The sequence below is a fragment of the Solibacillus ferritrahens genome, assembly GCF_037027585.1.
Lineage (GTDB): Bacteria > Bacillota > Bacilli > Bacillales_A > Planococcaceae > Solibacillus > Solibacillus ferritrahens.
Window position 1 is genome coordinate 40604 of record NZ_JAXCLE010000010.1, and the last position, 22795, is coordinate 63398.

At 36.8% G+C, this 22795-nt stretch carries 21 protein-coding genes; 17 read left to right on the top strand and 4 right to left on the bottom strand.

Features of this window, described 5'->3' with window-relative positions; all coding sequences use genetic code 11:
* The first annotated feature begins 55 nt into the window (after positions 1 to 55).
* The 7 genes from SNE38_RS11230 (at position 56) to SNE38_RS11260 (ending at position 4984) form a co-directional block, all read left to right on the top strand.
* On the top strand, positions 56 to 460 hold the full coding sequence (locus SNE38_RS11230; protein ID WP_191704235.1) for a DUF948 domain-containing protein: 405 nt from the start codon (positions 56 to 58) through the stop codon (positions 458 to 460).
* A gap of 368 nt (positions 461 to 828) precedes the next feature.
* Positions 829 to 951, top strand: a complete 123-nt coding sequence (locus SNE38_RS11235; RefSeq protein ID WP_263618330.1) for a hypothetical protein — start codon at positions 829 to 831, stop codon at positions 949 to 951.
* A 23-nt stretch (positions 952 to 974) separates the two neighbouring features.
* Positions 975 to 1097 carry a hypothetical protein gene (locus tag SNE38_RS11240; protein ID WP_263617279.1) on the top strand — a complete coding sequence of 41 codons (123 nt, stop codon included), beginning with the start codon at positions 975 to 977 and terminating at the stop codon, positions 1095 to 1097.
* Positions 1098 to 1539: 442 nt separating this feature from the next.
* The gene (gene ahpC / locus SNE38_RS11245; protein WP_191704236.1) at positions 1540 to 2103 is read left to right on the top strand and encodes an alkyl hydroperoxide reductase subunit C; all 564 of its coding nucleotides are present in this window, start codon (positions 1540 to 1542) and stop codon (positions 2101 to 2103) included.
* Positions 2104 to 2324: 221 nt separating this feature from the next.
* On the top strand, positions 2325 to 3881 hold the full coding sequence (ahpF, locus tag SNE38_RS11250; protein ID WP_336046511.1) for an alkyl hydroperoxide reductase subunit F: 1557 nt from the start codon (positions 2325 to 2327) through the stop codon (positions 3879 to 3881).
* 164 nt (positions 3882 to 4045) lie between these two features.
* The gene (locus SNE38_RS11255) at positions 4046 to 4267 is read left to right on the top strand and encodes a hypothetical protein (protein WP_191704238.1); all 222 of its coding nucleotides are present in this window, start codon (positions 4046 to 4048) and stop codon (positions 4265 to 4267) included.
* A 144-nt stretch (positions 4268 to 4411) separates the two neighbouring features.
* Entirely contained in the window at positions 4412 to 4984 is a 573-nt protein-coding gene (locus SNE38_RS11260; protein WP_191704239.1) for a CueP family metal-binding protein, read from the top strand.
* A 79-nt stretch (positions 4985 to 5063) separates the two neighbouring features.
* Here SNE38_RS11260 and SNE38_RS11265 read toward each other — a convergent pair whose 3' ends face one another.
* On the bottom strand, positions 5064 to 5936 hold the full coding sequence (locus SNE38_RS11265) for a MerR family transcriptional regulator (RefSeq protein WP_191704240.1): 873 nt from the start codon (positions 5934 to 5936) through the stop codon (positions 5064 to 5066).
* Positions 5937 to 6116: 180 nt separating this feature from the next.
* Here SNE38_RS11265 and SNE38_RS11270 point away from each other — a divergent pair, with 180 nt between their 5' ends.
* The gene (locus SNE38_RS11270) at positions 6117 to 8318 is read left to right on the top strand and encodes an MMPL family transporter (protein ID WP_191704241.1); all 2202 of its coding nucleotides are present in this window, start codon (positions 6117 to 6119) and stop codon (positions 8316 to 8318) included.
* A 47-nt stretch (positions 8319 to 8365) separates the two neighbouring features.
* Here SNE38_RS11270 and SNE38_RS11275 read toward each other — a convergent pair whose 3' ends face one another.
* Both SNE38_RS11275 and SNE38_RS11280 read right to left on the bottom strand, forming a co-directional pair.
* On the bottom strand, positions 8366 to 10102 hold the full coding sequence (locus SNE38_RS11275; protein ID WP_336046512.1) for an ABC transporter ATP-binding protein: 1737 nt from the start codon (positions 10100 to 10102) through the stop codon (positions 8366 to 8368).
* Positions 10099 to 11841: an ABC transporter ATP-binding protein gene (locus tag SNE38_RS11280; RefSeq protein WP_191704243.1), complete on the bottom strand. Its 1743-nt coding sequence runs from the start codon at positions 11839 to 11841 to the stop codon at positions 10099 to 10101. Before SNE38_RS11280 ends, SNE38_RS11275 begins: the two co-directional genes overlap by 4 nt.
* A gap of 566 nt (positions 11842 to 12407) precedes the next feature.
* Here SNE38_RS11280 and SNE38_RS11285 point away from each other — a divergent pair.
* From SNE38_RS11285 to SNE38_RS11305, 5 genes are all read left to right on the top strand, one after another.
* The gene (locus SNE38_RS11285) at positions 12408 to 12914 is read left to right on the top strand and encodes a membrane lipoprotein lipid attachment site-containing protein (protein WP_191704244.1); all 507 of its coding nucleotides are present in this window, start codon (positions 12408 to 12410) and stop codon (positions 12912 to 12914) included.
* A gap of 17 nt (positions 12915 to 12931) precedes the next feature.
* Positions 12932 to 14509 carry an amidohydrolase gene (locus SNE38_RS11290; RefSeq protein ID WP_336046514.1) on the top strand — a complete coding sequence of 526 codons (1578 nt, stop codon included), beginning with the start codon at positions 12932 to 12934 and terminating at the stop codon, positions 14507 to 14509.
* Positions 14510 to 14658: 149 nt separating this feature from the next.
* On the top strand, positions 14659 to 16275 hold the full coding sequence (locus SNE38_RS11295) for a glutathione ABC transporter substrate-binding protein (protein WP_336046515.1): 1617 nt from the start codon (positions 14659 to 14661) through the stop codon (positions 16273 to 16275).
* 146 nt (positions 16276 to 16421) lie between these two features.
* Positions 16422 to 16925, top strand: a complete 504-nt coding sequence (locus SNE38_RS11300) for a DNA-deoxyinosine glycosylase (protein ID WP_191704247.1) — start codon at positions 16422 to 16424, stop codon at positions 16923 to 16925.
* Between the two features lie 60 nt (positions 16926 to 16985).
* Positions 16986 to 17456 carry a DinB family protein gene (locus SNE38_RS11305; protein WP_191704248.1) on the top strand — a complete coding sequence of 157 codons (471 nt, stop codon included), beginning with the start codon at positions 16986 to 16988 and terminating at the stop codon, positions 17454 to 17456.
* A gap of 73 nt (positions 17457 to 17529) precedes the next feature.
* On the opposite strand, the gene SNE38_RS11310 is transcribed toward SNE38_RS11305, so the two are convergent.
* Positions 17530 to 18300 carry a TSUP family transporter gene (locus tag SNE38_RS11310; RefSeq protein ID WP_191704249.1) on the bottom strand — a complete coding sequence of 257 codons (771 nt, stop codon included), beginning with the start codon at positions 18298 to 18300 and terminating at the stop codon, positions 17530 to 17532.
* 133 nt (positions 18301 to 18433) lie between these two features.
* Here SNE38_RS11310 and SNE38_RS11315 point away from each other — a divergent pair, with 133 nt between their 5' ends.
* The 4 genes from SNE38_RS11315 (at position 18434) to SNE38_RS11330 (ending at position 22723) form a co-directional block, all read left to right on the top strand.
* Positions 18434 to 19147 (top strand): YjjG family noncanonical pyrimidine nucleotidase, encoded by a 714-nt coding sequence (locus SNE38_RS11315; protein WP_336046516.1) that lies wholly within the window; start codon positions 18434 to 18436, stop codon positions 19145 to 19147.
* A gap of 131 nt (positions 19148 to 19278) precedes the next feature.
* Positions 19279 to 19944: a nuclease-related domain-containing protein gene (locus tag SNE38_RS11320; RefSeq protein WP_336046517.1), complete on the top strand. Its 666-nt coding sequence runs from the start codon at positions 19279 to 19281 to the stop codon at positions 19942 to 19944.
* Between the two features lie 273 nt (positions 19945 to 20217).
* Complete coding sequence (locus SNE38_RS11325) at positions 20218 to 21840, top strand: glutathione ABC transporter substrate-binding protein (protein ID WP_336046518.1); 1623 nt, start codon at positions 20218 to 20220, stop codon at positions 21838 to 21840.
* A 124-nt stretch (positions 21841 to 21964) separates the two neighbouring features.
* The gene (locus tag SNE38_RS11330) at positions 21965 to 22723 is read left to right on the top strand and encodes an SDR family oxidoreductase (RefSeq protein WP_191704253.1); all 759 of its coding nucleotides are present in this window, start codon (positions 21965 to 21967) and stop codon (positions 22721 to 22723) included.
* The last annotated feature ends 72 nt before the right edge of the window (positions 22724 to 22795 follow it).

The window sequence follows — 22795 nt, forward strand, 5'->3', positions numbered from 1 at the left end:
TTAATTGTCATATGGGTATATGTATTAAAATAGAGGAAAAGAAGGAGGCGTATTTATGAATAGTTGGCTTTTAGCTTCAATTATAATATTAGGAATAGCAGTTGTTCTATTAGTAGGATGTATAGTAGCTGTACTAGGACCAATAAAAAAAGTCGTCACTTTATTATTGGCACGTGTTGAAGGCATTCAAAAACAGTTAAGCTATATACAAACAGAAACGGTAAAGTTAACGGAAACGATGGATCGTATAAAAACAGATATTGAATTTAAAAAGGACTCTGTTCAGTCGGTCATTCAATCGGTAAAAAACACCGGTATTGTATTAAACCAGGTAAGTGATGTCTCCTATGACAAGACTTCGGCTGTTTTGAAAAAGGCAAATAATGATTCACAGCGACAAGCAGAAGTGAAAGAGTGGACAAATATAGTAATGAGTTATGTAAATCGCAAAGCACAATAAAGAAAAGACGTAAGACTGTGTTAAAAGTCAGGTTGACTTTTAACACAGCTTTTTTTGCTTGAAAAAGTATAAGAGAAATGAAGAGCAATAATTATGAAAGCGTTTTTATTCTGTACTACAACAGATGATGCTAATTAATGATCTATTCTTCTAAATAAAATTTAAAACTAAAAAAACTGAGGTGTCACAAAGTGTTCAAAGAAAGCGTTTCAATTTTGAACACATTGTGAAAAGGGGTATTTCTCACTTTTAATTTTATAAAATGGGAGTACAATATGAATTAAGTAAGTTGTTATACAACAAGTAGCAAAAGTCATTGGGGAAAAGGCTTTTTAAAATAACAGGTTTTAAAAAAGGAGAAATGAAACATGTGGGTAGTAACAGTATTTAACCATATAAATGATATTCGTATGTTCGAATATACGACAAAAAACGAAGCAGCAACACAATTAGCAAAATATACAAATGCAGTTTTATCATACACAAAATAAAAAAACAAAAGGAGCTGAAAAATATGTGGGTAGTAACTATTTTTAACAATCCAAATGATATCAGAATGTTTGAATACACAACAAAAAAAGAAGCATCGGCAATTTTAGCTCAATACAAAAATGCGGTATTATCTTTTACAAATTAATATTAGAAAAGTCTATGCTGTAAGTGAAAAAGCTTACCGCATAGATTTTTTTTTAGGGAAAAACAGTAAAGGGTGTTGCCCCACCTTTCTCATTTATTAGAATCAAATGATATGTTAAACGAGAATGGTCTGAATTAGAATGAGTTGTTGCTCTAAGGGAGGTATAACTCTTATTTATTATAAAATAATTATTATAAAATAATTCCTTGATACAAAGATAATGTATAAGTAACGAAATTTTATAATTGAAGTACTTTTTAATGTTAATATAAATTATTTGATATTACTGTTGTTCATGGGTTTGCCCATTCTAAAAGTAAAATCCCACAATTTATGTAGCTACTAGTTGACGAAATATTATTAATGTAAGATAATTTTAGATGGTAATAATAATTATTTTGTAATAATTATTCAATGATATTTATATAGGAGGAATTTTAACATGGCATTAATCGGTAAAGAAATAGCACCATTCGCTGCAAAAGCATTCCAAAAAGGCGAATTCATCGACGTATCTTCAGAAAACTTCAAAGGACAATGGTCAGTAGTATGCTTCTACCCAGCAGACTTCACATTCGTTTGCCCAACTGAGTTAGAAGACCTACAAAACGAATATGCTACTTTAAAATCTTTAGGAGTAGAAGTTTACTCAGTATCAACTGACACACACTTCACTCACAAAGCATGGCATGATACTTCTGATGCAATCGGTAAAATCGAGTACATTATGATTGGTGACCCATCACATACAATCTCTAAAGCATTTGACGTATTAAACGAAGAAGATGGTTTAGCAGAGCGCGGAACATTCATTATCGATCCAGATGGTATTGTACAAGCAGTAGAAATCAATGCTGGCGGTATCGGTCGTGACGCATCTATTTTAGTTAACAAAATTAAAGCAGCTCAATACGTACGTAACAATCCAGGTGAAGTTTGCCCAGCTAAATGGGAAGAAGGCGGCGAAACGTTAACACCAAGCTTGGATCTAGTAGGTAAAATCTAAGTTCTAAGTTCTAAGTTATAAATAACAACAAAAAGGCGGCAAAAAACAACCATTATGGATTGATTTTTGTCGCTCTGTTTTTAATGTGGGAAAGGAAAGATAAGCTCTCTATCTTTTAATTTAAATATGAAAGAGGTGAAAGGCTTGCTGTGTTAGAGGGAGAATGGTCGACTATTTTTCGGGGGGAACAATAGGAGGGCATTCGTACAGCAGCCAGTGCAATGTTAGATAATCAAATTAAAGCGCAATTACAGCAGTATTTAACGATGCTTGAAGGAGATCTATTGATTAAAGCGAGTATTGGTGATGACAAAACTTCACAAGATATGCTCAATTTAGTAGAGGAACTTGAAAAAATGTCGCCTCGTATTACGGTGCAACATTCATTGTTGGAACGTACACCAAGCTTTAGCATTAATAAGGTAGGTGCAGAGGAATCGGGCGTTGTATTTGCAGGTTTACCGCTTGGCCATGAATTCACATCATTGGTTTTAGCGCTTTTACAAGTTTCAGGTCGTGCGCCAAAAGTAGATGCCGCGGTTATAAAACGTATTCAAGCAATTAAACAGCCGTTGAAATTTGAAACGTATGTAAGTTTAACTTGTCACAACTGCCCAGATGTTGTACAGGCATTAAATATTATGTCAGTGTTAAATCCTAACATTTCCAACGTGATGATTGAAGGTGGTACGTTCCAGAATGAGATTAAAGAGCGTGACATTATGGCAGTACCTACAGTTTATTTGAACGGTGAGAATTTCGGTGGCGGTCGTATGGAATTGGAAGATATTTTAACAAAGCTAGGGGAAGTATCGGATGGTTCGGAGTTTGCGGATAAAGAACCTTTTGATGTATTAGTAGTAGGTGGCGGTCCTGCGGGTTCTGCGGCGGCAATTTATTCGGCGCGTAAAGGGATTCGTACAGGTATTGTTGCTGAACGCTTCGGTGGTCAAGTAAATGATACGCTATCAATCGAAAATATCATCGGAACAAAGGCAACGGAAGGTCCTGCATTTGTATCGAGCTTAGAGGCGCATGTACTAGATTACGAAATCGATGTAATGAAATCTCAACGTGCTAAAAAAATCGAGAAAAAAGATCTTATTGAAGTTACATTGGAAAATGGAGCTGTCTTAAAAGGTAAAACAGTAATTCTTTCAACAGGTGCACGCTATCGTCAATTGGGAGTACCGGGTGAAGAGAAATTTAAAAATAAAGGCGTTGCTTACTGTCCGCATTGCGACGGTCCAATCTTTAAAGGGAAAGATGTAGCGGTTATTGGTGGAGGTAACTCAGGTGTTGAAGCTGCAATTGATTTAGCGGGTGTAGTAAATCACGTAACGCTAATTCAACGAAGTGAAGAGTTGAAGGCTGATAAAGTGCTGCAGGAACGTGTTCGTAGCTTGAAAAACGTTACAATCATTACGAATGCTTTAACTACAGAAATTACAGGTACTGATAAAGTGAATGGCTTAACATATAAGGATCGAAAAACAGGTGAAGAAAAACAAATTGCATTGCAAGGTGTTTTCATTCAAATTGGCTTATTGCCAAATACGGAATTCCTGCAAGGGGCAATAGAAATGAATGCACATGGAGAGATTATTGTCGATAAGCACGGTGCGACAAATGTTTCTGGCATCTTTGCCGCAGGTGATTGTACAGATACTGCGTATAAACAAATCGTCATCTCAATGGGTTCAGGTGCAACAGCAGCTTTAGGAGCATTTGATTATATGATTCGTAATGTTGATTCTCGTGACTATATAGAGGCGTAAAAAATAGATCCGTTGTGCGAAAAAATTCGTGCAACGGATTTTTCTATTAGAATGGAATTGTGGGTGATACATCAAGAAGAAGGTTGTTATAAAAGAAAAAAGTGTATTCTTTCTAGTAAACGGGTAATAAATATAATGACTACTAGAAAGGGAGGTTTTTATAAATGAGAAATGAAAGAGATGAAAAAATAAAGCATAAAAAACTCGACAATCCTGATTTATTAAATACCGAAAAGGATAGTATTTTTGATATAGATGAGGAAATGAAATTTGTCGATCCGATCCCGATGGAAGAACTTAATGATCAAGTAAAAGATGAGAGACATCCTGCAGACACTAAAAAAACGTCAGGTAGTGAGCGTAAAAACCAACCGAGACGTAGATAGTTTAATTTAATAAATAATTGATCATTTTACTTTTGTAAAATGGTCAATTTTTCTTGTCACTTTTCAGAATTGCCCTATACTTTTCACAGAATTGCACCTTGAAATGAATTACAATAATGGAATAAAGGAAGGGAGTTCTTAAAAATGAAGTGGAAATCCATAGTATTAAGTTTATTTGTAATGGTATTTTTAGCTGCGTGTGGTGATGAAAAGGAAACAGTTAGTCAAGCGATTGATAAGAAGGAAGTCGAGTCTGAAACTGAAACCATATCAAAAGGCCAAACTGAAGATGTGAAAGGTTTGGTGGCGGAATATAGTGCGAACAAAACGACTGATGAAAAGGCATCAATTACTTCAACACAATTAATCGTGACGGATACAAGTGAAAATAAAGTTACATATGATTTACCGGAAGATGAGTTTTTTGTTTCGATTGCACCGTATATTAATGAAACTCATCCTTGTAAAGACCATAGTTTAACAGGTTGCCAAGGCGAGTTAGTGCAAAAGGAAATAGATGTTTTCATTGAAAATGAAAAAGGTGAAGTTGTAGTGGATGAGACGATGAAAACTTTAGAGAATGGTTTCGTCGATTTATGGTTGCCGCGTAATGAAGCATTCATTGTTGAAATGTCTTATGATGGGAAAAGTGTAACAGGAGATTTAACAACGTTTGAGGAAGATGGAACATGTATCACGACATTACAATTACTGTAAATTGGATATAAAAACTACAAGCTCATAGTAGAGGACTATAACATCCTTTACTGTGAGCTTGTATTGTCTGGGTTATTTTTTAATTCTTTTTTGCAGGGATGATATCATTAATAGTACGTGATAATTTTAAAGCTTTTAATTCAAATTCGCTATAGTAGATTTCTGCGCCTGCTCCACCAATATAAAAAGATATATCCTGATGTGCTTGGGCCAACTTTTCCAATGTTGTAATGGATTGTGCAAATTCAGTAAAAGCAATTTCAGTGGATCCTGTGAGGAGCACAATGGCCGGCTTTTTTAAAGCGATAGTCGATTGAATCGCGGTAGGTGCAGGTGAAGGACCGAGCATTAGTGTTCGATAACCACGTAACATGCATTGAATAAGCAGAATCTGCATAGGAATTTCATGTCTTTCTCCAGGAAGACAGCTCCCTAAAACGAGCGGAGCATCTTCTGGGACGTAAAAGTGCCGACGGATATGACTTAAAAAGTCTCGCACCGTTTGACTACTGATGGCTTCCTGATATTCCCCCCACGCATTTTCGCACCAAAGTTGGCCAATTTCATGTAAAAAAGGAACAACAATTTCATGAATCAGCTTTTCAACACCAAATTTATGGTGTGCCTGTTCGAGTAAATGTAATATCTCATGTTCATCCCCTTCCGTACCAGCCTTAATAAGCGCTTTATGGAAGAAAGTAATAGGGTTTACTTCTGGGGTGTCTTTATATTTAAGATAATGGTCTACAGCTTGCTTAATTGTCATGCCATTATTTATATGATTTTTCAACTGTATTAAAGTTTGTACTTCGTCTTCGGAATAAAAGCGATAACCATTGTCCAATCTTTCGGGTTGGATGATTTGATAGCGATCTTCCCATTTACGGATCAGTTGTTTTGAAAGATTTGTAATATCAGATACTTGCTGAATAGAATACGTTTTTTTAACCAAGTTTTGCACCTCCTTAAGTAATTACTTATTTATGTCTATTCAATCGAAAAAAAAAGCACTTGTCAAATGTTTTTCGTATGCTGTACAATGTTTGTATAACAATGTATGGGGTTATTGTTTGTAGGGTATGATTATTAGTAAAAATTTGTAAATAGAAAAGTGGGAGAAGGAGGTTGTATTATGTCAAAACATCCATTAGAAAAATGGGGAAGTGTAATGGGCGGCAAGAATACACGCTGGATAGTTGTAGCACTATGGATTGTATTCGCTGTTACATTTGCACTTATCTTCCCGCAAATTAATAGTGTAGAAAGTTTTGCGGGTGATGAAATCCCAGAAACATATACATCAATACAAGCAGGAAAGATTTTAGAAGAAGAATTTGCGTCAGATAGTGGAATTCCATTATTAATTACTTGGTATAACGAATCAGGAATTACAGAACAGGATGTAACAAATATCCAAGGGTTATACAAGCAACTTGCAGATGATCCACTAAATGGGCAGGAATCTATTCCTCCATTCCATGAAATTCCGGCTCAAGCATTAATGGGCTTGTTATCGGAAAATGGAGCCGCACTTGTAACACCTGTGTTTTTCTCCCCAGATAAAAATACAGATGTATTAAAAGAAAACTTAGCGATTATTAAAGAACGTACGGAAGAACAGTTTGGTGAAAATCCATATGAGTCGAACTTGGAAGATGAAGGGTTACATGCTCGTTTCTCAGGACCAGTTGGAATCTCAATTGACGCGACGGATCTTTTTAAAGCAGCTGATGTTCAACTTATGATTGCCACTGTTATCATTATTTTAGTCATTTTATTATTAATATACCGTTCTCCAATTTTAGCTATTATTCCTTTAGTTGTTGTTGGGATTGCATATTTAGTTGTCAGTCCTTTATTAGGGGCGATGGCAGAAAACGGCTGGATCGATAAAGATGCGCAGGCAGTAGCGATTATGATTGTCCTACTATTTGGTGCGGGTACAGACTATTGTTTATTCTTAATTACACGTTACCGCGACATATTATTAACAGAAGAAAACAAATTTACGGCGTTAGCCATGGCAGTACGTGAATCTACCGGTGCCATTGTAATGAGTGGTTTAACTGTAGTAATCGGTTTAGCAACACTGGCTTTAGCGGACTATGGTGCTTTCCAGCGATTCGCTGTTCCGTTTAGTTTCGGTGTATTAATAACAGGTTTTGCTGTTGTCACATTATTGCCGGCTGTACTCGGCATTTTAGGTCGTGCAGCATTTTGGCCGTTCGTTCCACGTACTGAATCGGCTGAAAAAGCACATGCAGAAAAGAAAAATAAACCATATAAACCTCGTAAGCCAAATCACCGTTATATGCGTGCGGTCGGTGAATTCGTAACGACAAAGCCGTGGCTTGTCATTGTTATTGCAGGTGTAATTTTGATTGGTTTAGCTTTCGCTTCAACGAATATTAAATATAATTATGATTTAATTTCTTCATTCCCGGAAGATATGCCTTCTCGTGAAGGCTTTACAATTATTGAAGATAACTTCACACCGGGCGAATTAGCTCCGGTACAGCTTTTAGTAGATTCAGAAGGAACAGATATTAATATTACAGAACAATTATTAGGGTTGCCTTACGTGAGCATTGTAAAAGAAATGCGTACAGGTGAGGTGAATAGTAATATTCAGCTTTATGAAATAGATTTAGACAAAAATCCATACTCAAATGAAGCGATGGATGATGTTGAACAGATGAAAAATGATGTGAAGTCGATTTTAGCTGAAAATAATCTGGAAGATGGTCAGTTCTGGGTAGGGGGCGAAACAAGCGCTCAATTAGATACAAAGGTTGTACAATCAGGTGATGAAAACATTATTCAACCTGTTATGATTATCATTATTTTCATCGTATTACTAGGTTACTTACGTGCCCTTATTACTTCGATTCAACTGATGGTAACTGTATTGATTTCCTTCTTCTCAGCTTTAGGTGCTGGTTGGTTAATAATCCATTATGGATTAGGGCATGAAGCAATGGCAAGTGCGATTCCTTTATATAGCTTTGTATTTATTATTGCTTTAGGAAATGACTATAATATATTCATGATTTCAGATATATGGAAAAACCGAAAGCGTGGGATTGCTCATCGTGAGGCCATTGTGAATGGTATTGCATCAACAGGAGCCGTCATTACTTCGGCAGGTTTAATTTTAGCGGGTACATTCTTAGTATTAGCTACATTACCGATTCAATTATTAGTGCAATTCGGTATTGTAACGGCAGTCGGAGTATTACTGGATACGTTTGTTGTACGTCCGTTGCTTGTACCAGCAATTATTACGGTATTTGGAAAATGGTCCTATTGGCCAAATAAAAAGCTTCAAAAATAGAAAAAGGGTGCTGTCCGAAATGAACTTCCGGACAGCACCTTTTGTTTTTAAGAAGTTAAAGAACCTGATTGTAATCGATACATCAATTCATATTTACCGCCGAGTGCAACAAGCTCATCATGGCTTCCTTGCTCGACAATTTCCCCACGATCTAATACTAAAATTTTATCTGCATTTTTAATAGTAGAAAGGCGGTGTGCAATGATGAACGTAGTCCGTCCCTTTTTTAGTACATCCATCGCATGCTGGATAATCTCTTCTGTTTCAGAGTCAATATTAGATGTTGCTTCATCCAAAATCAAAATGGCTGGGTCAAATGCTAGTGCCCGTGCAAATGAGATTAATTGGCGTTGACCAGATGAAAGGGTACTTCCTTTTTCGATTACTGGTTCATCAATTCCTTTTTCAAATTTTGATAAAACACGGTCACCACCAACCGCCTCCAGTGCATTTTCTACCATCTCTCGTGAGATACGCGCATCATTCAAGCTAACATTTGATGCAATCGTTCCTGTAAATAAATACGGGTCCTGTAATACGATACCCATATGCTCACGAATTGCTTGGCGAGGCAGCTTTGTAATATCCTGCCCATCAATGATAATACGTCCTTTTTGTGGGTCATAGAAGCGGAATAATAAATTCATTATTGAGCTTTTTCCTGAGCCTGTATGACCAACAAGTGCAATTGTTTCGCCTTCCTTTGCTTCAAAGTGAATATTTTTCAATACATACTCGTCATTTTTGTATGCAAAAGAAACATGATCAAATACAACATTTCCTTTGTAGCGCTCAATTCTTTCTTTGCTTACTTCTTCTCCCGGCTGATCAAGTAATTCGAATACACGGGTACCCGCTACAAGTGAACGTTCCAGTTGTGAAAATTGATTGACCAAGTTAGTGATCGGATTGAATAGACGCGTAATATAATCAACAAATGCATAAAGTGTACCTGCTGAAACTGCTTCGGGCAATGTCATCGATTGTATACCGAAGTAATAAACGAATACAGCGAACATACCAAGTCGTAAAATATTTACTAAGTTATGTGAAGTCGCAGAATCCAACAATAAAAGCTTACGGTTGTATTGGTAATGCTCATCGTTCATCTCATCAAATTCAAGTCTCATCTGATCTTCACGGCGGAAAGCCTGAATAATTGTCATTCCATTAATCGATTCGTTAATCATCGCATTAATATCGGAAATTTTTGTACGAATAACATGATTGTATTGTGAAGCGAATTTTCGGTATAAAATCATCCAAATATAGACGATTGGAATGAGTACTAGGGCAAAAAGCGCCATTTTCCAATTTAAAATAAATAAAGCTATATATACCCCTGCAATGGTAATAAAGCTGTTCGCAAATTGCGAAAGTACGGTTACGTAAAGGTTTCGAATAGCCTCTGTATCATTTGTAACACGGGCAACTACTTTACCGGCCGGCAAGTTATCAAAGTATTCAATTGGTAGCTTTTGAATATGCCCGAACACATCTTTCCGTAGCTGTTGGATGACAAAGTTTGCACCCCGCTGTAAAAAGATGAACATTAAATAACGGAATACAGCAGTCAGTACGGATAACAAGAAGAAAATCGATAATAAAATCGCAATTGGCTCTGCCTGTAAATTACCTGGTTCCATGTAATGGTCGATAATATATTTTGCGATAAACGGACCTGCAATATCCGTTGCAACAGCAATTGTTAATAAGGATAATCCGATTAAAATCGGCTTTTTAAATTTTAAAGCATAAAGATACAGTCGTTTAGATGTACTCATTGTTTTACCTCCTCAAGCTGCTGGCGGTCAAATTGCTCTTTGTACCAACCACCTAAGCGTAGAAGCTCTTCATGTGTACCTCGTTCAACAATAAAGCCATCATCCAGTACAATTATTTCGTCCGCATGCTGAATACCCGACAAGCGGTGGGTTGAAATGATTGTTGTTTTCCCGGAGCGCTCTGTTTGAATATTTTCAATTATTTTTGATTCCGTTTTTGCATCTACTGCTGATAAAGAATCATCCAGAATTAAGATTTCCGGATCTTTAATAAGTGCACGTGCGATTGATACACGCTGTTTTTGTCCGCCAGATAAAGATACTCCTTTTTCTCCGACTAGTGTTTCGATGCCTAGTGGTAAATTAGCTAAGTCTTTTTCAAAGTCTGCTAAGCGAATAGCCTCATCAATATCTGCTGCTGTCGCATCTTCTTTTCCGAACAATATATTTTCACGAATGGTACGAGAAAATAGTACGTGATCTTGTGGTACATAACCAATCCAGTCTAAAATTTGTTCCTTCGTCATATGTGCTATATCTGTATTATTAATAATAATTTGCCCATTTCCTAACGGGTACTCTCGTAATAGTTGACGAATGAAGGTTGTTTTTCCGGCACCTGTTTTTCCGACAATGCCAAGGGTTTGCCCTTTTTGTAAATTCAATGAAATTTGCTGTAAGTTTTTTACCTGAGATAAAGGGTATTGAAAAGTAAACTCAGAAAAACCAATTGAATTGGGTACGTTATGTTTCATTGGAGTATTTGGGTTTTTAACATCTGCTTCATACTCTAATGTATCTTGTACACGGTCAAGAGAGGCACTTCCTTGCTGCATGACGTTAATCAGCTCGCCAATTGCGAACATTGGCCAGATTGCAAGCCCTAAATACACATTAAATGATACGAGCTGACCCACTGTTAGCGCCTCATTTGATACAAGGACGGCTCCGTAACCAAGCGCGATAACGTAACAGACTCCTGTACCGATTTTTGTTATTGGCATAAAAAGACCATTAATATAGGCAACGCGCATATTTTTTGCAAAGATATTTTCGCTCATCTCTTCAAAGCGTTCTTCGTCTTTACCTTCTTGGACGTAAGCGCGGATAACGCGTGTTCCTGCAACTGATTCAAGAACATTGTCATTCATTTCACCGAATGCGCCCTGTGCAGTCATATATCTTTCGTGGACAATCTTACCTAAATATTGAATAATGATTGCCATAACCGGTATTGGAAGCATCGCAAAGAAAGTTAATTTCCAGGAGATGAAGAAGCCCATTGCCAAAATAATAAGCGCCATAAACACCGTCGAATCAATTAGCGTCATGATTCCAAATCCTGCTGTTAATGTAACGGCATTTAAATCGTTTGTAGCTTTTGCCATTAAGTCCCCTGTACGGTTTTTTTCATAAAATGTAGGTGTCATTTGTAAAAATTGATGCATTAATTTTTTCCGCAATATTCGATCAAGCGCAATAGAACCGCCAAATAGTTGGTATTGCCAATAGAAGTTTAATCCATAGCTTGCAATCGCAGCAGCCAGAATAAATCCTACATACTTAAGAAGCTGTGCCTGATCCATCTCACCGCTAGTCATAACATCGATGGCTTCACCTAAAATCCATGGCGGCAATACTTCTATAAAACTTGCAATTATCAATAGTGTTATAGCGATTGTGTACTGCTTACGGTACTGTTTAAAAAACCATTTTAATTTAAAAAACACATTAAACATTACTTATACCTTCTTTCAATAAAATTTAAAGCAAGGCTACCCATCATCATATCGATCCGTTTTTAATAGTTTTCGCGTAAAGAGTGTCATTTAAAGCCCTCCTGAATGTTTTTTCACTAAATAGCACTGCTTTTTTGTTTCGATCACTTGTAAGCTCTTATCCAACAAAAAAACACCTCTTTCGATTTTTCGAAAAGGTGTCATTACGAAAAAAGCACAAGGAAGTCCAAACCCGTGCCCTTCATTTAAAAGTGCAAGCTACATCAAAACAAAGGTACGGAATAGGGAAATATGAAGTTGTCGCTTTTGAAACGTGTACATCTAAAGGTGCTGTCATCATGCCCCTAATCTCCTTTCCTTGTTCCAATTTATTTAGTGTTCCTTAATATTATTAGAGCGAATTATCATTGTCAATATATTTTGAAAACAATTTATATTCAGTATTGGAATTTTGTGGTTTTTTACTATTAGATCGTATAAAAAACAATTTTATTGTTATAAAAGTTTGAAAATTGAGAGTATATTCGTTATCGTGGAAGTAATACATCAAAAGGAGTGGTACAACGATGAAGAAGCTGTTTTTTACTTTGTTACTGATATTCGTGCTCGCGGCATGCGGGACGGAAGATACAACAGATATAACAAATAATGTCCCGGGAAATACTACAGATGATGTAACGCAGGGTAATACAAATGTAGAGGAAAAAAAGATTACTTTATATAAATCTGATGAAAATGCTGAAAATACAGTTCCATATGAAGAAGAGTTTGAAGGTGATGAAGGAAACCTAGTGCCGTTTATTTTCTCGGAAGTAAATGAGCATGACGTAGAATTATTGGATTATACAGTAGAAAGTGAGAATAAAAGCTTAGTGCTAAATTTAGGCGACGATATTTATACTATTCAAGGTTCAGCTGGAGCGAAAATGTTCGTAGAAACATTAGCCCGTTCTTACTTTGAAAATTTACCGGAAATTGAGGAAATTACATTTATCCATAAGGGCTCGTACGAACCAGCTTTGGATCATATGAATATAGGGCAGCCTTACTTACGAAGTGAATTTGATATGTAGATTGGGGATTGTGGTAGATGAAACAACTATGGACAAATGGCACGATTTATACGATGGAACAAGAAGGAAGTACAGTTCAGGCTGTACTTGTGCATGAAGGGGAAATTATAGAAACAGGAGACTTCAATCAATTACGGGAAAAAGCAGATGAAATAATCGATTTACAAGGTGCCTTCATGTATCCCGGCTTTGTCGATAGTCATTTGCATATGATTGGGCATGGAGCAAAGTTAATGCGACTGGATTTAACACAGGCCAAGAGTGGAAAGGAACTTCTGGAGCTCGTACAAAATGCTACAAGTCTGCTTGAGGAAGGGCAATGGTTAATTGGCGATGGCTGGAATGAAAATCAATTTATAGATGTTCAAATTCCGACAATAGAAGAACTTGATGCCGTAACTGATAGACCTATATATCTTAATCGTGTTTGTCATCATGTTGCACTCGTAAATTCAGCGGCGTTTCAATTAGCAGGTATAACAAATGACACGCCAGATCCAGAAGGTGGAAAATTGGGCCGTCATAAAAATGGGGAACTGAATGGCTTACTGTATGAGCAAGCTATGAATTTGGTGTCGTCTATTTTCCAGCAAGAAGGAGAAAGCTATATTGATAGTTTGCAGCACTATCTGCAATTGGGCATTGAACATATGCAATCATATGGATTGACGGGTGGTCATACGGAGGAAATGGGTTATTTTGGGCATTATACTAATCCGTTAACAGCCTATCAACGTACAGTTGGGGATAAAAAGCATTTCCGTGTCAATCTATTGCGTCATCATACAGTTCTTGAAGAAATGATTAAAAATAATGCATCATATGATGAACCGTTTATCGAGCCCGGTGCGATGAAGATTTTTGCCGATGGCTCATTTGGAGGCTCCACTGCTGCGTTATTGGAGCCATATGCAAATGAGTTGGATAATAAAGGTATGCTTATTCATACAGATGAACAAATGGAAGCCCTCATTCAATTAGCAAGAAAATACGATGAAGCAGTCGCCATCCATATTATCGGGGATGGTAGTATGGAACAAGTATTGACGTATTTAGAGAAATATCCTGTTAATAAAGGAAAGCGAGATCGCCTCATTCATTGCTGTCTCGTATCTGAAGAGCAGCTGGCAAGAATAAAAAAGCTGTCTGTTATTTTAGATTTACAGCCTGCTTTTGTCACGTCTGACTTCCCATGGATACGTGAAAAGCTGGGAGAAAATCGTTCCGGTCATATATATGCTTGGAAGACTTTTGTAGAAGCAGGTTTAATGTGCGCGGCAGGAACAGATGCGCCGATAGAAGCGATTAGTCCATTTGAAACAATTTACGCTGCAGTAGAACGCAAAAAGCCTCACGATACGCATGACGGATATGGAGCTGCACAAAAGCTATCTCGTTTTGAAGCAGTCAAAATGTATACGGTTGGAAGTGCGGAGGCCATTTGTAAAGAAAATGAGCGTGGTTACATCCGGCCGGGATACGATGCAGACTTTACAATACTCGATAAAGATCTATTACATTGCACTGCCGAAGAAATATTGCAAACTACTGCATTAAAAACAGTTGTTGCAGGTAATGTTGTATATAAAAAGTAACTAATGCATAAAGAATCACATATAAGTGTGGTTCTTTTTCTTTTGGGAAATATAACCCAAGTAAACTTATAGGAAAAAGTATTGAAAAATCCTCTGTAAAAAGATATGATATAAAAAACTGAAAATTCAGTTATATAAGGAGTGGTGAAATGAAGTTAAATAGATTATGGATTTTATTAACTTTTTCTTTTCTATTGTTATTAACCGCATGTAGCGGTGATGAAGGTACAACCCAAGAGAACTCAACAGACACAAACAATGAACCGGCTTCAAATACATCAACAGAGAATTTGAATGCACAAGGCGGTGAGTTAGTAATCGAAGTGCTTTCTGAGGCTGTGGAGTTGGATCCCCACGGTTCAAATGATATTCCTTCGTCAAATGTACAACGCAATATTTTCGAAACACTAGTTGTTCGAAATTTTGAGACAGGGGAGATAGAACCGTTATTAGCAGAGTCTTGGGAATATATTGATGAGTTGACTTTACAATTAAAATTACGTCAAGGGGTAAAATTCCATGATGGTACAGATTTTAATGCTGAAGCAGTAAAGGTGAATTTGGTCCGTTTACTTGACCCAAATATCGCTTCACCACGTCTTTCAAACTTTGAACCAATTACAGAGATTGTTGTAATGGATGACTATACAATCCAAATTAAAACAGAGAAACCATATGGACCGCTATTATTCGCATTAACACATCCCGGCGGAAATATTATGAGCCCAGCTGTCATTGAAGAAGACTATAAACGTATGGAAAATGGCGGAGAGGCACGTGCATACGGAAATGAAAATCCTATCGGTACAGGTTTCTTAAAATTAGATAAATGGACGCCAGGTCAGGAAATTCGTTTAGTGAAGAATACAGAATACTGGGGTGAGCAAGTTACTTACGATTCAGCTGTCTTTAAAACAGTGCCTGAAAGTGCTACACGTGCAGCTGATTTAGAAGCAGGGTATGCACATATTATTGATCCGGTGCAACCAACAGAAGTACCTCTAGTGGAAGGGTATGCACAGGTATTAAAGCAGCCTTCTGTATCTATTTCATATTTAGGCTTCAATACTGAAAAAGAACCATTTAATAACCCGAAAGTTCGTCAAGCTATTGCAAAAGCATTGGACCGCGAAGCAATTATTAAAGGGGTGTACGATGGATTTGGTGTGCAAGCCTTTGGTCCATTATCACCTATGGTATGGGGTTACACAGAAGATGTAACAAAACAGGATACAAACATAGAAGAAGCAAAGGCATTATTGGCGGAAGCAGGCTTAGCTGATGGCTTCAAAACAGCTATTTGGACGAATGACAATCCACAGCGTCAACAAATTGCAGTAATATTACAAGAAACATTAAAGCAGTTGAAAATTGATGCAACAATTGAAGTAATGGAATGGGGCGCTTATTTAGAGAAAACATCCAAGGGTGACCACGATATGTTCATGCTAGGATGGGCACCTTCTACAGGGGATGCGGATGGCGCAATTTACCCATTATTCCATTCATCTGATATCGGTAATAACAACCGTACCCGCTATAACAATGCAAAGTTGGATGAATTGCTGGAACTCGGACGTATTGAAACGGATGAAACGATACGTGCGGATATTTATAAGCAAGCACAGGAAATGATCAATACAGAAGCACCAGCGGCATTCATTCATCACCAAGCATACTTAACAGGGTATGCGAATAATGTTACAGGGTTTTCAGTTGATGCGACAGGTATTTATCAAATTCATAACGTACAAATTAATCAATAAGCAAAAAAGTGCTACTTGCAACCGACAAAATTCACTCGGTATGCAAGTAGCCTTTTTCATGGATAAAAGTTAATTGCCCTTTCCTGATGTTTGGCATGTCCTGGATGTATTTAATATACTAAATTTACGAGAAAGGATGGGATACGATGGAACCTATAGAAAATGTATTGCCTCCAATTGTAGATGATAAAACATATGTGCTAGTCATAGGCTCGATGCCAGGGAAACAATCATTAGAGAAACAACAATATTACGGTAACCCAAGAAATCATTTTTGGGCAATCATCGGGAAGCTACTGGCAACCGAAATTCCTGAAAACTATAATGATAAAATCAGACTTCTTCGTACACATAGAATTGGTTTATGGGATTCAGTAAAAAGTTGTGAACGGAAAGGGAGTTTGGATGCAGCGATAAAAAATGAAGTTCCAAATGACTTTGCAACGCTTTTTAAAAAGTATCCCCAAATTAAACTTATCTTATTTAATGGCGGTAAAAGCTTTGAAGTATTTAAGAAGCATGTGGGATTAGAGACTTTAGAAAATCGTGCGTATGAAAAAATGCCTTCTACAAGCCCTATACCAGGAAGAAATATAAAATCATTCGATGAAAAGGTGGAGGCATGGCGTGTTATTCAACAATATCTATAAATAGACCATTTTAGTGTTGTTCGGTATGATTATATAAATGATAAAAAAGGGGAGTTTTCCATGTATCGTGTAGCAGAAGATTTCGTAAAAGATTGGGCAATAGCATCAAAAGGTGCACTAAGAATAATGCAGGCAATTCCGAATGATAAAATGCATATTGCGATTGTCGATGACCATAATTCACTAGGGTGGTTATCGTGGCATTTAGTAAGTGTAGCAGGAGCATTTGGTCAATTTGCAGGGTTACAAATTCCTGCTCCGGGACCAGATATGCCACAGCCTGAAACAATGGAAGAAATCATTGAGAAATATGAGCTAGTACGTGAAGCATATAAAAAAGAAGCAGCCACATTGACGGAAGAGCAATTATTAGAAGAAGTGCCTGCATTTGGAGGAATGATGCAGCGCGGTGATTTATTGAGTAAAGTCATTGCACATCAAACACATCATGTTGGTCAAATGACTGTATTACTTCGCCAAGCAGGCTTAAGCGTTCCACCAGTAATGGGACCAACAAAAGAAATGCAGTAATATAGTGACCTTCGCCTTTCGGTAAATGAAAAAAAGAAAGTGCCCCAACTTTAAGGCACTTTCTTTTTTGAAATTAATTGGAAAAATAATCATATGCATTTTTTGCAAGTAAAGTAACTGTGACGATAATGAATAGGACGCGAACATAGCCACTACCACGCTTAATGGCAAATCGTGAACCAACAATCGCACCGAAAATTTGTGAAGCCCCCATTATAAGCCCGTATGTATAATTGATTTGGCCTAAATAGACGAACATCAAAAGTGCCCCAATATTACTTCCAAAGTTTAATAACTTTGCATTGCCCGCAGCCTTTAAAAAATCATACCCAACCATTAAAAATGCAAAAATTAAAAATGAACCTGTACCTGGTCCCAAAAAGCCATCATAAAAGCCGATAAGTGAAATGACTAGGAAGAATAAAATATATTTAGTCTTCGATAGGGATTTAACTGCAGAAATACTACCCCAATCCTTTTTGAAAATGGTATAGATTGCTACAGCAGCTAACATAATTAGCATTAGTGGTTTTAATAGATTCGGATCGAGTAAATGAACAATCCATGCCCCAATCATAGAACTAATAAAAACATAAGGAAAGTATTTCATTACCGATTTAATATCCAATTTTCCAGAACGGTAAAATGTAATGGTGCTTGTTAGTGATCCCATTGTCCCGGCAAGCTTATTTGTTGCAACTGCTGCAGATGGACTAAGCCCAGCGAACATCAGTGCAGGTAAGGAAATTAGACCACCGCCTCCCACAACAGAATCGATAAAGGCAGCTAAAAAACCAAAGCAAAGTAAGATAATAATGAGTTGTGGGTCTAACTCAAATCCCATAAAGGAAAACCTTCTTTCTTAATATAAACCAATATAGTCATGCTAACGAAAAACAGGTTTCGTGTAAATACTTAAAATTTTGCAATAACTATGATATTGTTAGTAAATTAGCTTTATAGAACGGAGTATATAAATGAAAGACTACCAATTTTTACTGTTTGATTTAGATGATACACTGCTGGATTTTAAAGCAGCAGAGAAATTAGCTTTACCGAAGTTATTTGAAGCGCATCAGTTGCCATTAACTCCACAAATTAAAAGTGTCTATCAGGAGATTAACTCTAATTTATGGCGCTTACTTGAAGAAGGATTAGTTACTAGAGAAGAGTTAATGCAAACGCGTTTTGGAAAAACATTTGAATACTTTGGCTATGAAGTAGACGGTAGGGCATTGGATGCTGAATATCGCGGATATTTAACAGAAAGTAAAGTGTTCGTAGACGGTGCGTTGCAATTAATTCAAACATTGGCGCCTCAATATGACCTATATATTACATCAAACGGTTTGGCTGATACACAAATGAAGCGGCTCCAAGTTACGGGACTGGCTCCATATTTTAAAGGAATCTTCGTCTCGGAAAATACAGGCTATCAAAAACCGATGAAACAATTTTTTGACTATGTGTTTGACCATATTCCGAATTTCGATTTAAATAAGGCATTGATAATAGGTGATTCCTATAGTGCAGATATTATTGGTGGGGATCGTGCAGGCATTGATACGTGTTGGTTAAACCCAGTGTATATTACACCGCCGCAATCCGTTGTTCCAACATATGAAATTAGTAGGCTAAATCAACTACTTTCGATTTTAAAGAATGAAAAGCATTTAAAAAGCACTGTATAATATTGCTTTTTTTAAGGGTCTTTACTATTAGAAAGGTCCAAAGTAGGGGGGAGAGTAGTCTATAGGTGCATAGTAAATGGTGAATTTTTTTGTTAAAATGTAGTATAAAATGTACGCAAGGAGTGAGCGTAATGACCTTATTTATAATAGTCGTAATGGTAATTGTAGGCTATCTCGCATACAAAATTTACATTCATGACAATACAATTTTCTACAAAATGACAGGTTATTCTTATTTTGATGTATTAATGAAAAAAAAGGTTCGCATATTAAATAAAATTATGCATGACTTAGAGCAGGCTAAAGGCGCTCGAAAAGTAATGATAAATTTACAAATTCCTGTTTACGAGGAAATTCATTCAATTGATGCTTTACTCCTGCATGAATCAGGTATTTATGTAGTGAACATAAAAGACAAATCAGGTTGGATTAATGGACGAGAGCAAAATATTGAATGGAAAGAGCTATTACATAAGAATAAAATACGTACATTCAACAACCCAATACACGAAACTAAGCGTCTGATAAATGCCTTGCAGGACCAACTTCCAGAAGTTGATGCAACACTATTCGAGACGGTTGTTGTTTTTACAAACGATTGTTCATTTCAACAAATTGAAATACATTCGGAAAATGTTGAAGTGTTAAAAATGTCCGGGTTAAATAATCTGACAAAAACTCTTGATCGAAAACGTTTAACAGAAGCGGATATTGAAACATTATTCTCAACATTAGAGGGCTTTATGACTGGAAAAAACAGTGCATTAAAGTCGAAACCAACAGTATCGGTGAATTGAAATTATGAGCTAAGCAGATTGTCTACTGCTTAGCTCTTTTTTTATTTAAAAATGAAATGTATAAAAAATGCATAATGTACTATTGAAAAATGATGAGTTTTGCTATATAGCACATTTTATTTGCTCATTTAAGTAATTTATTGCGAAAATAATATGAACGAATTATTTGTCTGAAATGTATAAAAATTTGAAATATTGTTTGTTTTATGAAAAATAATCTGTAAAATTTAGGATGTAAGATGTATAAAGCAAAAAACAAAGGGGGCACAACAAATGAAGAATAATTTTAAAAATAGCTTTCTGCTATTTATAGTAATGGCATTTGCCTTATTACTTGTTGCATGTAGCGGAGGGGATGATTCAACGGAAGATTCTTCTAGTAATAACGATTCTTCGGCAGATTCGTCGAATGATACGCATGCAGCAGGCGGTGATTTAGTATTAGCAACCTTATCCGATGCCGCAAATCTAGATCCACATATGTCAACGGACGTTCCATCAGCTTCGGTATTATCAAATATTACAGAGGGATTAGTAAAAAAGGATAAAGACGGAGAAATTGTTCCGAGCTTGGCAAAAAGTTGGACATCCATTGATGATTTAACATGGGAGTTTGAACTTGAAGAAGGGGTAAAATTCCATGATGGAGAAGAATTCAATGCTACAGCAGTGAAAAAGAACTTTGAAAGAATTTTGGATCCCGAAGTTGCAGCGCCACGCGCATTTTTGTTTGAAGCCATTAAAGAAGTGGAAGTTGTGAGTGATTACACTGTACGTATTCATACACATTATCCATTCGCACCACTGTTAAACCATTTAAACCACCCAGTAGGCGTTATTCTTTCACCAGCTCAAATTGATGCCGATTATGAAAATATGAAAACGGGCAATATAGCCGGAGCAATTATGAATGCAAATGGTCCAGTTGGTACTGGCTTTATGAAGTTTGATTCATGGACACCAGGAACGGAAATTAAATTAGTGAATAATCAGGATTACTGGAATCAAAAGGCTTATATAGATTCAGTAACTTTTAAAGTAATTCCTGAAAGTGCAACGCGTGCAGCTGAACTTGAGACCGGGTATGCACATATTATTGAGCCAGTTCAACCTAATGAAGTTGAAATGATTGATGCAACATCTAGTTCAGTTAGTATTACTCCAGGTTCTTCACTATCTTACATTGGATTTAATATTAACAAGAAGCCGTTTGATGATGTACGTGTACGTCAGGCAATCTCAATGATTGTAGATCAACAGTTAATCATTGATGGTATTTATGAGGGAATTGGTGAACCGGCACGTGGTCCACTAGCTCCAACTGTGTTTGGCTATGATGGAACACTAACACCAATTTCAAAAGATATCGAAAAGGCAAAAGCACTTTTAGCGGAAGCTGGGTACGCAGAGGGCTTTGAGACTTCGATTTGGACAAATGATAATCCACAACGACAAAATATTGCAATTATGCTTCAAGAAGAATTAAAGCAATTAAATATTACAGCTAATATCGAAGTTTTAGAGTGGGGTGCATACCTTGATAAAACGGATGCAGGTGAGCATGAAATGTATATTTTAGGTTTATCTAATCCAGTAGGTGATGCAGATTACTTCTTGACACAACTATACCATTCTAAAAACCACGGAGGATCTGGTAATACTACTTTTTATAGTAATAAAGAGTTAGATGCAATACTAGATGAAGCACGTGAAGAAATTGATACAACGAAACGTTTGGCCTTATATAAACAGGCTCAAGAAATCTTAATAGAAGAAGCACCAATGATTTACGTACACCACCAAGCCTATATTTCAGGATTAAGTGAAAAAATTGAAGGACACTGGATTAATGATTCAGGACATCATAAGCTTCAGGAAGTGAAATTTGTAAAGTAAGTATAGTAAAAGGAAGCGGAACTTTTCGGAGTTCTACTTCCTTTTTATGTATTTTTTAAAGGTAAACTGGTCGTTACCGTCGAAATTATTTAAGTAACGAAATCCTATTTAGGAGGTTTTATGTATGAGATTGAAGGATAAAGTCGCAGTAATAACAGGTGCTGCATCAGGAATGGGGAAGGCGACGGCCATTTTATTTGCCCGAGAAGGTGCAAAGGTTGTTGTATCGGACCTAACTCTTGAAGGTGCGGGGGCAACAGTAGCAGAAATTACAGCACTGGGCGGAACGGCAACTGCTGTAGTAGCTAATGTTGCGACGGAAGCAGATATTCATAAATTAATAAAAGCCGCTTTAAATAGTTATGGTACACTTGATATTTTAGTAAACAATGCTGGTATTATGGACGACTTCTCTCCAGTAGGCGATGTGAAAGATGACTTATGGGATCGCGTATTTGAAGTAAATGTAAAAGGTGTTATGCGTGCAAGCCGTCAAGCGATGCCTATTTTTCTGGAAAAGGGTGCAGGAACGATTATAAATATTGCCTCAATAGGTGGTTTATACGGCTCTAGGGCGGGGGCTGCGTATACAGCATCTAAACATGCTGTTATAGGATTAACGAAAAATACAGCATTCCAATATGCGGAAAAAGGTATTAAATGTAATGCTATTGCTCCAGGCGGGGTCAATACAAATATCGGTGCAAGTTTCAGCAGTGCAAATCAAGAAGGTATGACTCGTGCAATGGCAGGAGCAAGTTTTAACCCACGGAGTGGTGAACCGGAAGATATTGCGCGGGTTGCACTGTTTTTAGCATCAGAGGACTCTGATTTTGTAAATGGGGTCGTCATTACTGCAGATGCAGGATGGACAGCGTATTAATATTTTCTATTTTCAAGGTTCGGTAAACATACCGAACTTTTTTTTTATGGAAAAAAATCTATCAATCTAATA